This is a genomic window from bacterium (assembly GCA_024228115.1).
Taxonomy (GTDB): domain Bacteria; phylum Myxococcota_A; class UBA9160; order UBA9160; family UBA6930.
On sequence record JAAETT010000243.1, the window covers coordinates 1 to 11,236 of the forward strand.

The following is an 11,236-nucleotide window of genomic DNA, read 5'->3' on the forward strand; positions in this document are numbered from 1 at the left end:
ACCATTGCTGAAGCGTCGCCCGCTGGCTCTTGCTGAGGTGAATCTCGGCTGCGACCCGCATCGTGCCCCTCTGGCCGTTCGCCGCGAGGGTAACGTGGATAGTCCAATAGTGCCCTTTATTTATGAATCATATCACTAGTTCCGGAGCGCCAGGTGCACCGCCGCGAAGACCCGCGGCGAAAGCAGGACATCCATGTGGCCGAGATCGTCGAAAGTCACGCTCTCGCCGAAGGGCGCCTCACCCGCGGCGCGGGGAATCACGATCAGATCCTGTCCCGCGACGATCGAGTGGAGTTCGACGCTGGGCGGCATGGGCGAAGCGTTCAGAGCGCGGATGAATGGACCCTCGGGATCGAACTGGTTCAACAAGGCGGTGGGAGCATTCGATGCCAGATAGGTTCCCCGATGCGGCGTGGCCAGGGTGACGATCCGATCGACCCGCGCATCACCACCCATCCGCTGCACATACCAACGCGCAGCCAGGCCACCCATCGAGTGGCCAACGATCGTGACACGCCCTTCCGGCGCGGCGCGCTCGACGAGCCGGCCCACCGCCGCTGCCATGGCTTCGATCGAATCCGGGATACCGAAGTTGCGCGAGCTCTGGGCGTCGTAGCCCATCAGGCGCAGGTAGCCCTGGAGCGGAAAGAAGCTCGCGCGGTTCATCGCCAGCCCGTGAACGAATACGAGCGTATCCACCTCACGCGGCGGCTTCCGCCGCGAACGTGGACGGATGTAGCCGAAGCCGTAGAGCGCCCCCTGTGCGACCCATGAAAGGGCCTCCTTCCCGGGGCGTTCGCGCAGGACACTCATTCCGTGGGTTCCTCGAAGCTTCGCGGCAGACACTCGGGAGCGATGATCAAGGGCGGTCCGTTGCCGCTTCGAATCCCCAGGTAGGCCTGCTCTCCGGCGCTGAGTTCACGGCCGGAGAGAGCACAGACCGTGGTCTGCGCGAGCACCAGTGGTTGGAAGCCGACCACTCCCGCAAGCGGAGCGGACGGCGGAGTCGCAGGGGCTTCCCGCTCGGGCTCTTCGGCCCCTCGTCCGTGAGAGGCGCGCACGGGCCGCTCACCGAGCCGATCCGCCAGGCCCTGGAGTTCTCCCTCGGCTCGGTGACTCATGTTCGCAACAGCGTCCACGGCCTCCTCGAGGTAGGCGCGCACCACGTTCGAGACGGGCACCCGCATTCCCTCCGCCAGGCGTTTCAGCTCCTGGGCCAGGACCTCCGGTACCCGGGTGTGGAGCACCCGCTCCTTTCGAGCGGTCGCCCGCTCGGGTACCAGAGCCCGCGAATCCCGTTCGTCATCGGCCATGGGTTCGACTTGTAGCACGTAGTGATACGACTAGCTGTCGTGCCGATCCTGGTCGCTCGTCTCTTCCCCAAGGGTCGAGATCGCCTCCGCTGTGGCCTGGAGGCCGTCGGCCGCTACGGAAATTGCTGTTTCGCTCAGTTTCAGACCGACCTGGAGCCATGTCGCGGCGACATCCGCCATTCCGTCCGTAACGTTCTTGATCGTGTCTCGGTTCTGCTCGTTCATCTGGGTCTCCTGTGCTGGGCACGTGAGACCTATTTGTATCACGAAATGCGCTTCAATCAAGTACTTTGTGATACAAATCGATTCAGCCAGACACGAAATTCCTGAGGAGGCCAGAAGGCCAGCCACAGACACAGAGCGCTCGAAAGGCCACATGCCGAGATGACCGCATCGAGGCCGAGAACGATCCGGCCTGTCGAGGCATAGATGCAGGTAGACAGGGCTACGGCGGCCATCATGCTGAACTGGGCCAGCCCGAACCCGGCCCAGAGCAGGACCCGGTTCTGGACCTCCGGATCGGAGGCCAGGCCGAGAGCCGCCCGGCGGCGAAGTTTCGCGCGATAGTTCCAGGCTTCGCCTACAGCCCAGGCCAGCACGCACTGCGCGCCCAGCATCTCGACCCAGTATGCGACGCTCGACACGTCCCTTCCCCACCAATCGCCCCCAGCAAACATGCCGACGACCGAGGCAGCAAGGATCACGGCCAATGCCAGGGCGAGCCGCCGGGCCAATGGTTCACCGGGACGAAAGACGACCACCGTGAAGGCCAGCATGGCGATCATGCCGGAATCCATCAGGATCCGGCCAACCACGCTGAACCCGATGGTTAGAGGCGTCTGGACTTCGGGATCGATTGCCGCGGGGACCAGCAGACACAGGAACCCGATCCCCCCTAGCCCGAGCAGTGCAAGACCCAGCAGACGCTCAGCCGCACTCTCCGTGCGCAGGCCCCGAAGCAGCAGCCGAAAGCCGAGGACCAGGCTCAGGATCCCGTAGAAGACATGGCATAGGGCGCCGAGAGTCTGCATCGCCGAGCGTATCGACCAATCAGACGAACAGCGTGAGGAGATCGACGGGCGGGCGACGGGGCTCCTGGGGGAAACTCCAAGCCTGGAGCTGCCTTTTCCCCGGGGAGCCCGGCGCGGAGCGCTCGCCGAGGGACACATGAAGGGGTTGGGCATGCCAGCCTCGAGCGGGGGCTGCCCGAACTCCTTCGTCCCTTACCGTCGTGCTCCTTCGCACGCGGGCGCGCCCTTGGCGCACTGCGCGCTCCTGCGCCGAACTCGTAACCGAACGCTCCAGCATGCCGGCCCAAGCGCTTCCGATCGCTCCAACCGGTCAGTGCCGACCGACGATGCGACTGCGGGACGCCTGCGCCCTACATGCGGGGCTTGCGGGGTTGGCCGGGGGACCACCCCGGCAACCTGGGCCGGGCGGCGTGTCTTCCATGGCGTCCTCCGAGGAACCAACCCAGAATACACCAGACGGTGACAATCCCGAGAAGTGTTTTCCCCGTGCGCCTGGGTGAACGGGTCAGGCGTCCGCTGCGTCTTCCTCGGGCTCGACGATCACGCCGTAGCCTTCGAGCGCCTCGCGGTCGGCTACTTCCGAGCGAGGGGTGTCGTCTTCCACCGGGGGTGCCGAGCGTTGCTGGGCTCGCATTTCGCGCTTGAGCGCGGCGGCCTCCGCCTTCTTCTTCTCGCGAAGACGCTTCTGCACTGACATTCGTTTGGATCGTGCCATGTTGCCCCCTTTCGAGAAGGCCCTGCTGAGTCCGACGGCTCGCCGACCGGGCCGTTGCCGTCTTCTGGACCACGGAGCGAAGCGGCTGGAGAGGCCCCCTGGGGGGGGTCGCCGCCTGGATCAGTGAACGACTGCTCGACGGCCGAGGGTACCGAAATCTACCCAGAACGCTTATGGGTGGTTTTCAACCCTTCAAAGGCACTGTAGATCGCCGCTATTCGAGGCCGGTGATCTCACCATCCATCAGACCGATGCGCTCGGCCAGTGGACGCCTGGGCAGACCCGGCATCCGCAGGATGTCGCCGGTGAGCACCACCAGGAAACCAGCGCCGGCATTGACCTGAACAGAGCGCACGGTGACCTCGAAGCCGTCCGGCCGGCCACGAAGCTTGGGGTCGTCGGAAAGGGAGCCCGGGGTCTTGGCAATGCAGACGGGCAGGGACGCGTAGCCCAGTCGTTCGAGATCCCGGATTTCGCGGCGGGCCTGGCGGGTCAGCTCGATGCCGGTAGCGCCATACATCTTCTGGGCCACGGCCAGGATCTTCTCGGGGATGGGGGCCCCGGTTTCGTAGAGCGGGGTGAAGCACGCCTCCAGATCCGCATGGGCGATGACGACCCGGGCCAATTCTTCGGCGCCAGCCCCACCGTGGCCGTGATGGTCCGAGACGGCGAAAGGCACACCTAGTGCCTCGCAACGTTCTCGTACCACGGCGATCTCCGACTCGTCGTCGCTGGCGAAGCGGTTCAACGCCACCACGGGCGCCGCACCGAAATGGCGGATGTTCTCCAGGTGCTTGTCCAGGTTGGGGAGCCCGCGCCGCACCGCATCGGCATTCGTCGCAGCCAGCTCCTTCCGCGCGACCCCGCCGTGCATCTTGAGCGCGCGAAGGGTGGCAACCAGGACCACTGCGGCGGTCTCCAGCCCCGCAACGCGGCTCTTGATGTCGAAGAACTTCTCCGCTCCAAGGTCGAAGCCAAAGCCCGCCTCGGTGATCGCCCAATCCGCGAGGTGAAGCGCCATGCGCGTGGCAATCACACTGTTACAGCCGTGAGCGATGTTCGCGAACGGTCCACCATGGACGAGCGCAGGCGTGCCTTCGAGGGTCTGCACGAGGTTCGGCCACAAGGCGTCGCGCAGCAGCGCGAGCATGGCGTTCGAGCCCGAGAGCTTCTCCGCCGTCACCGGCTGGCCGTCGTAGGTGAAGCCGATCAGGATGCGACCCAGCCGCGCGCGCAGATCCGCCTCGTTCTCGGCCAGGCAGAGCACGGCCATCACCTCGGAGGCGGCCGTGATATCGAAGCCCGTTTCCCGCGGCACGCCCTGCTTGCTGCCACCGAGACCTACGATCATGTCGCGCAACGCGCGGTCGTTCATGTCCATCACGCGACGCCACAGGATCCGGCGCGGATCGATCTGCAGCTCGTTTCCGAAGTAGAGGTGGTTGTCGAGCAACGCCGCCAACAGGTTGTGAGCGGTCGTGATGGCGTGAAAATCGCCCGTGAAGTGGAGGTTGATGCGATCCATGGGCAGGAGCTGACTTCGCCCACCGCCGGTTGCACCGCCCTTCATCCCCAACGAAGGCCCGAGCGAGGGCTCGCGCAGGGCCAGGCAGGTGGACTCACCGAGCCGGGCGAGCCCCTGGGCAAGCCCGATGCTGGTGGTCGTCTTGCCTTCACCCGCAGGCGTGGGTGTGATGGCAGAGACCAGGACCAGACGTCCCGCACCGGGACGACGGCGCGGCTCGCCAAGCACACTCGGATCGAGCTTGGCAATGTCCTCACCGTACATGCGGATCTGCGAGGCACGGAGTCCCAGGTCTTCCGCGATCTCTGCAATCGGACGGAGGCGTGCGGCGTGGGCGATCTCGATGTCGGTCGTCATGTACCCGACGATAGCGGGAGCTGAGGAACTGCCGCATCGACTCGAAGGGCCGGGGCCACGGCGTACGTCCAACCCGACACAGCCCAGACGCAGAACCCGCTACGCACCAGGGTTGGTTTCCTCATCCGGAGGCGGCCGAAAGATGCGCCGAAGGAGGGGCTCCACGGGCGTACCGGCATAACGACCGAAACGCCACGATCGCACGAGGAACTCAGCCACGAAGAGCAGGCCAATCAGGAGATAGGAAACGAAACCCGTGTAGACGGTCCAGATCCAGGTCGATGCGTAGAGAGCGAGCCAACCGCAAGCGAGGCCATTCGCAATGAAGAAGGCGCACCAGACGATCGTAACGCTTCGGCAGTAGCGCACCTCGTTCGAGGGAAGATCCGGCACCTGCATCCTGGCAAAGGTCTCTACCAGTGGCGGGCCGGACCAGAGTGTTCGTCCGAACGAAACCAGAAGTGCGACATTCACGGCGACCGGAAGAAACAAGAGTGCACGTTCGTCGTTCAACGCGACCGCAGCGACCAACACGAGTGCCACGAGTGCGACGGGTGCCAGTACCCGAAGCACGTCTTCTCGAGACGGCGAATGCCAGTTCGTCACCCAGCGCAACAGAAACAGGGAGGCGACACCCAGGGCGACCCAGCGCGCCGCAAGGAACTGGAGGCCCGCAAAGACCAGGAATGGGTAGCCCACGGCGAGGGCGACCCGGAACCACTTCACGTTCGTGCCTGCGCGAACCGCATCAGCTTCTCGAAGACGAGACCCGTGTGCATGGCCGAGATCCGCAGGTTGTCTCGGAACATCTGGAAATGGGAAACTCCGCCCTCTTCGCGGGTCAAATAGCGAACCCGGGTGGGGAGATTCACGACCGGAACGCCCTGCCAGATCATGCGCACGGGTAGTTCCTGGTCGAACTGCATTCGATTGCCGCGGGCTCCCGCCGCCAACGCCCCTTCCAGTGGATAGACGCGAAATCCGCATTGGGGATCTTCGATCACTCGTCCCCCGGTTTCGAAGTTTACCCAGAACTGACTGATCCGTCGGCCCACGGCTCGCCCGAAGGGCTGCGTCTCATCGAAGACCGGTGCACCGAGAATCAATGCCTCAGGCCGCTCGGTTGCGGCCGCGATGAATCGAGGCAGGTCATCCGTGCAGTGCTGCCCGTCCGCATCGATCTGGAGGGCGTGGCTGAAACCCTGGTCACGGGCTGCAAGGAACCCCGTCTTCACCGCCGCGCCTTTTCCGCCATTGGCTTCGCGTCGAACCACCCGCGCAAGCCCGTCCCGCGCGAGGGCTGCGACTACTTCCCGCCCCTCATCGCCGCTGCCATCGTCGACGACGATCACATCCTCCAGACGTTTTCGCACCTCGCCGACGACCCGTCCGACCGTGCGGGGATTGTCGAACGTCGGCAGCAGAGCGCAGATGCGAACCGCGGACATCTCAGACATCTCGTCCGAAGATCAACGACGTGTTGACGCCGCCGAAGGCGAAGTTGTTGCTCATCAGGATTTGCGTTTCGAGCTTTCGCGGCTCGTCGCGGATGTAGTCCAGCTCCCCGCAGCGTGGATCGAGCTCCTCCAGGCCTCGGTTCGGTGCAAACCAACCGTCGCGCATCATCTCGATCGAGAGCCATGCCTCGAGTGAGCCGCAGGCGCCGAGCGCGTGGCCGAGAAAACCCTTCAACGAGCTTACGGGAACGCCCTTGCCGAAAACCTCGGCCGTGGCCTGGCTCTCGGCGATATCACCCACCTCCGTGGCCGTTCCGTGGGCGTTCACGTAGCCGATGGCCTCCGAACCGAGCGCTGCGCTCTCCAGACCGAGGCGCATCACCTTCTCCATACCACCTGCGTCTGGGTTGGTGATATGCCGACCATCGCAGTTGGTCGCGAAGCCCATTACCTCGGCATGGATCGTGGCGCCGCGTGCCCGCGCATGTTCCAGCTCTTCGAGGATGAACGTCGCTGCGCCCTCGGAGCAGACCAGCCCGTCCCGTGCCACATCGAAGGGCCGGGGCGTTTGATCGGGCTCTGTGTTGCGCGTCGAGGCCGCGAACAGGATGTCGAACACCGCGACATCCATGAGGCCGAGCTCTTCGGCGCCCCCAGCGACCATGATCTCGTGGTGGCCGTACTTGATGGCCTCGTAGCCGTAGCCAATCCCCTGGCTCCCGGAGGTGCACGCCGAACACGTCGGGATGACCCGGCCGCGCAGCTGAAAGAACTGTGCCAGGTTCGCAGCGCAGGTGTGGCTCATGAAGCGGACATACTGATTGGCGCCAATGCCACTCAAGCTGTTCTTCTGGTAGTAGCTCTCGGCCCACGTATCGAGTGCACCGGGGCTTCCTGCCGTCGAGCCGTAGGACACGCCCGTCGTTCCATCGCTGAGCTCCGGGCTACCGAGCAAGCCTGCGCCCTCGAGGGCGATCTCCGTAGCGCGCACCGCCATCGCCGAATCCCGGCCCATGCTTCGGGTCTTCTTGCGCGGCCAACTCGCCGGGATCTCGAAATCCGGGACCGGCGCACCCAGGCAAGTCTTGAGCCCTGCCATGTGTTCCCAATCGGGCATCACCTTCGTGCCGTTTCGACCCGCCAACAATGCCGCACGCACCGTCACCCAATCCGATCCCAGCGAACACAGGCCGCCCATACCTGTGACGACGACCCGCTTCATCGCGGATCACCCTCCGCCCAGAAATCGTAGAAATTGAACCACTGGAGCGGTGCCAGCACGCAGTAGCGTTCCAGATACTGGGCATAGCGTTCTGCGAGCTCCGTGGCGCGTCTTGCGCGTGCCGCCCCTGTTCGCCGCTCGCCGTCGGATGCGAGCGGCTCCGCATGGATCTCGTAGCGCCCGGGTCCACTTCGCAGAGCCACGATCATGACAGCGGGACACCCGAGAATGGCAGGCAGCTGGAACGGAGCCTCTGGAAGCGCGGCCCGCCCGCCAAGGAAATCAACATGACAGACCCTCGAGGACTGGTGGGACGGCGCCGAAGATGACGACTGACTCGGAGGTACGCGGTCGGCGAGGATCGCCACCAGCTCTCCCCGCTCGATACAGGCCTTGATCTCGAACGTCGCCCGCGCCGAGCCCGGCTCGGCACTGATCACGCGCACTTCCACGTCCGGAGAGATTTCTCGGAAGATCTCGTTGATCTTCGGAGCGTGGCGCGTGTACATCAACACATTCACGGGCACGCCGTCCCTGGCCCCGAGTGCGCGCATTGCATCGAAGCTTCCAAGATGGGAACCCAACACGATCGTGCCTCGCCCCTCTTCGAGAAAGGGCTTGAAGTGCTCACGACCGTGAAATGCGAATTGGAAGGTATTCATTCGCCCGCCCCACAAGCCGACCCGGTCCGCGATCGATATGGCGAACTCCCGATAGTGGAGGAAGCTCTGCCAGAGCCCCGGCTTCCATTCCGGTTCCGGAGAAGTGTTGGCGTGTACTCGTTCCAGGTAGGCCCGTGATGCGGCGCGACCCTTCCTATCGGTCGCGAAGAAATAGCTGACGACGCCCAGGACGAGGGGAACGCCGAGAAAGCGCCCGAAGGTTCGAACGCTGATCACCGTGAGACGAAGACCCCACATGGAGCCCCGCTCTTGGATACGACTCCATTGACCGGCACTCTTTGCCATCTACTCGGTCGTCCGCGTCGCCTGTGCCGCCGAGCTACGTGTGCCGCAGATCAAGTCGACCACGTTCTGGATCGTTCGCAGCTCCGCAAGATCATCCGTCTGGAACTGGAATCCGATCTCTTCCTCTACTGAAACTGCGAGATCGACGGCATCGATGCTGTCCATGTCGAGCTCCTCGAAACCGGAACTCAGCTGGATCTCATCTTCGGCAAGCTCGAACTCGCGCGCCATGATCCGCTTCAACATGGCCAGAACGTCGGCCGGGCTCATGCTCGATGCGTCAGCCATCTGCCAAGCCCAACTCTTTTGCGAAATGCTCGCGATAAGCCGCGGTCAGGTGGCGCGATGCGCGTCCTCGGCCTCCGGCCTCGGCCAGCGTCGGAATCGGCTCACCTACGTCGAGTGTGAATTGCATGGGGCTCTCCGGTACATCGTACCAGGGCTGTCCGCGCATCAGGCCCGGCGGACGGCAGGTAATCGCGACCGGCAACGCTGAAATGCCAGCAGCCAGGGCGACATGAGCGGCGCCACGCTGGAACGGACCCAACCCGCCGCGGGGTGCGCGGGTGCCCTCCGGAAAAAGGAGCACGATGCGCCCGGCCCGGAGCCGCTCGAGACAGGCCTCGAGGGTCGCCTCCCCCGTATCGTTCGGGACGTAACCAGCACCCTGGACGACACCCCGGGTGAATGGATTCGACCAATGGGACCGCTTCACCACCACATCCGCCTGGGGCATGTGGGCCACCAGGAGCACGTAGTCGATCAGGGTCGGGTGATTGGCGATCACCAGGCTCGGGCCTTCCGCCGGCAAGCGTTCCGGCTGGCGCAGATCGACCGCAATCACACCGACGCCCTGCATGAAGCCCGCGAAGAAGCGGAACGAGCGGTGGATCAACTGCTGCATGCGACGTTCGCGCTGCAGCCGACCGCCTGGAAGGACCGAGAGAACCGGATAGGCAACCAGGCCCAGGAACAGCGAACCCACCCCGAAGAGGGCGAACGAGGCGCCAGTCCCAAGGATGCGCAGCCAGCGATCGACTGATTTGGCCAACGGCTCCAACCCGTGTGGGCCGTGATGCGGGCCCGGCCAGGCAGTGTACCGGATCTGACCTGTGGAAGGCTTCGCCAGATCGTGTCGGCCGACCCCGTGGGGGCCGACTAGGCGGCGGCGCGGTCCATGCCGGCCTGGCGGCGCTTTTCTTCCTCGATGGCCTGGTCGATGTCGCTACTCGTGCCGCCCTCGAACTGGAGAATCCCGAGATCGGCAAAGCGGGCGCGCTGACGGTCGGAGAGGAGACCCAGGCTCTTCACGTTGGGGACGATCTTCTTGAAAAGGCGTCTTCGGTATTCCTTGGCGAAGGGCGAATCCATGCTCGCCGCGACGCACTCCTCGACCGGCAGGCCCATGGCCTCCCACACCTCGTGGTTGAGGATGCGGACGCGCGCGGCGATTTCTCCATGCGGGCCCTCGGCCATCAGTTGCGGGTCGACCCGATGGCCATCTACCGGCACTTCCGGGATAAAGACGCCCTGCTCGACGCCATGGTCGATGCGGCGATGGCGGGGCTCGAAGCGCCAGCTCCGGATGTGGGCACAGCCCGCGAGCGCTTGCACCGGATGTGCGTCGACTTTCTCGCCTGCCTCGACGCCCACCCGGGCGTAGCGATGCGCGTCGCCACCACCCGGACCACGCTTGGGCCCCACACCGTAAGCCTCACCGAAGCCTGCCTTGCGTTGCTCCGAGAGATGGGACTCGACGCGCGCGAGGCGACACGCGGCTTCATGATGGTCATCCGCTTCATCACCGGCGTCGCCGCCGTAAACGAGCACGTGCGCGCACAAGGACCGAGCGAGGCCGAGTGGCAGGAGGAGATGCGCTCGGGCTACGCGTCCGTATCACCAACCGAGCATCCAAACGTGGCATCCATGGCGAGCGAGGTCGCGAACCTCGGTTTCCAGGAGGAGTTCGAGTATGGCCTCGATCTGCTCCTCGAGGGACTCGCGCGCCGAGCGTAGGCGGAGACGAGGAAGGCGACTCCCGCTCCGGTGGATCCGCGGAGAGCTACTCGATCTGAAGCGTTCGGAGATGATCCGCCAGTGCCCTCGCGTCGAGCGTCGCGCCGTAGATCGCAAAGGGCTCACCCACGTGCTCCTCGGCAAAGACCGCACCCCAGACCGGCATCTCCCTTGGACCGTGTTGGGCCACGAGTAGACGTCCGTCGATGACCATCATCACGGCGGACTCGTCGAAGCTCCCGCCGGATCGCCGAGCCAGGCCGGTGAGATCCGCCGGCGCCACTTTCAGGGACGTCGCCAGCGGCCCGTCGCCCTGGCCGGAGAGCCCGTGACACGAGGCGCAATGCCGCTCGTACAAGGCGGCACCCGCCACCTCTTCGGTCCGTTGGTCGACACACCCCAGAGCCGCCAGGGCCACGATCGCCCCAAAAGCCAACGCCACGCCTTGTCGCCAGATCACGTCACCACCTCTCCCCTGGGCGAGAGCCCCATCTAGCCCGAATAATTCATGAAGAAGTCGCGTTCCTGAATTGAAGAAGGCCCCAGTTGCGGTAGAAACGTGTTGCGACACGCGTTTCCCCTCAACAAGGGCCCCTTCATGAAGCCGGATACTACCGCACAGACTGTCACCT

15 protein-coding genes are annotated in these 11,236 nt (G+C 64.7%); 1 reads left to right on the forward strand and 14 read right to left on the reverse strand.

The features are described 5' to 3' along the window. Positions 1 to 135 precede the first annotated feature (135 nt). From GY937_11340 to GY937_11400, 13 genes are all read right to left on the reverse strand, one after another. Positions 136 to 813, reverse strand: a complete 678-nt coding sequence (locus GY937_11340; protein ID MCP5057304.1) for an alpha/beta fold hydrolase — start codon at positions 811 to 813, stop codon at positions 136 to 138. After that, positions 810 to 1,313 (reverse strand): hypothetical protein, encoded by a 504-nt coding sequence (locus tag GY937_11345; GenBank protein ID MCP5057305.1) that lies wholly within the window; start codon positions 1,311 to 1,313, stop codon positions 810 to 812. Before GY937_11345 ends, GY937_11340 begins: the two co-directional genes overlap by 4 nt. 30 nt (positions 1,314 to 1,343) lie before the next feature. Then, positions 1,344 to 1,538 (reverse strand): hypothetical protein, encoded by a 195-nt coding sequence (locus tag GY937_11350; protein ID MCP5057306.1) that lies wholly within the window; start codon positions 1,536 to 1,538, stop codon positions 1,344 to 1,346. A 56-nt stretch (positions 1,539 to 1,594) separates the two neighbouring features. Next, positions 1,595 to 2,344, reverse strand: coding sequence for a hypothetical protein (locus GY937_11355; GenBank protein ID MCP5057307.1), 750 nt, complete (start codon positions 2,342 to 2,344; stop codon positions 1,595 to 1,597). 505 nt (positions 2,345 to 2,849) lie between these two features. Beyond that, a complete protein-coding gene (locus GY937_11360; GenBank protein MCP5057308.1) occupies positions 2,850 to 3,059 on the reverse strand; it encodes a hypothetical protein in 210 nt (69 codons plus the stop codon). A gap of 214 nt (positions 3,060 to 3,273) precedes the next feature. Continuing rightward, a complete protein-coding gene (locus GY937_11365; protein MCP5057309.1) occupies positions 3,274 to 4,941 on the reverse strand; it encodes a formate--tetrahydrofolate ligase in 1,668 nt (555 codons plus the stop codon). A gap of 99 nt (positions 4,942 to 5,040) precedes the next feature. Then, entirely contained in the window at positions 5,041 to 5,667 is a 627-nt protein-coding gene (locus tag GY937_11370) for a DNA gyrase subunit B (GenBank protein ID MCP5057310.1), read from the reverse strand. Beyond that, complete coding sequence (locus GY937_11375; protein MCP5057311.1) at positions 5,664 to 6,389, reverse strand: glycosyltransferase family 2 protein; 726 nt, start codon at positions 6,387 to 6,389, stop codon at positions 5,664 to 5,666. The genes GY937_11370 and GY937_11375 overlap by 4 nt, the downstream gene beginning before the upstream one ends. A 1-nt stretch (position 6,390) precedes the next feature. Continuing rightward, on the reverse strand, positions 6,391 to 7,620 hold the full coding sequence (locus tag GY937_11380) for a beta-ketoacyl-ACP synthase (GenBank protein MCP5057312.1): 1,230 nt from the start codon (positions 7,618 to 7,620) through the stop codon (positions 6,391 to 6,393). Then, entirely contained in the window at positions 7,617 to 8,540 is a 924-nt protein-coding gene (locus GY937_11385; protein MCP5057313.1) for a hypothetical protein, read from the reverse strand. Before GY937_11385 ends, GY937_11380 begins: the two co-directional genes overlap by 4 nt. Before the next feature lie 48 nt (positions 8,541 to 8,588). Continuing rightward, positions 8,589 to 8,876 (reverse strand): acyl carrier protein, encoded by a 288-nt coding sequence (locus GY937_11390; protein ID MCP5057314.1) that lies wholly within the window; start codon positions 8,874 to 8,876, stop codon positions 8,589 to 8,591. Continuing rightward, the gene (locus GY937_11395; GenBank protein MCP5057315.1) at positions 8,869 to 9,639 is read right to left on the reverse strand and encodes a 1-acyl-sn-glycerol-3-phosphate acyltransferase; all 771 of its coding nucleotides are present in this window, start codon (positions 9,637 to 9,639) and stop codon (positions 8,869 to 8,871) included. Before GY937_11395 ends, GY937_11390 begins: the two co-directional genes overlap by 8 nt. Positions 9,640 to 9,746: 107 nt before the next feature. Then, a complete protein-coding gene (locus GY937_11400; GenBank protein ID MCP5057316.1) occupies positions 9,747 to 10,064 on the reverse strand; it encodes a hypothetical protein in 318 nt (105 codons plus the stop codon). Here GY937_11400 and GY937_11405 point away from each other — a divergent pair. After that, the gene (locus GY937_11405) at positions 10,047 to 10,604 is read left to right on the forward strand and encodes a TetR/AcrR family transcriptional regulator (protein ID MCP5057317.1); all 558 of its coding nucleotides are present in this window, start codon (positions 10,047 to 10,049) and stop codon (positions 10,602 to 10,604) included. The genes GY937_11400 and GY937_11405 overlap by 18 nt on opposite strands. Before the next feature lie 46 nt (positions 10,605 to 10,650). On the opposite strand, the gene GY937_11410 is transcribed toward GY937_11405, so the two are convergent. Further along, positions 10,651 to 11,046, reverse strand: a complete 396-nt coding sequence (locus tag GY937_11410) for a cytochrome c (protein MCP5057318.1) — start codon at positions 11,044 to 11,046, stop codon at positions 10,651 to 10,653. Between the last annotated feature and the right edge of the window lie 190 nt (positions 11,047 to 11,236).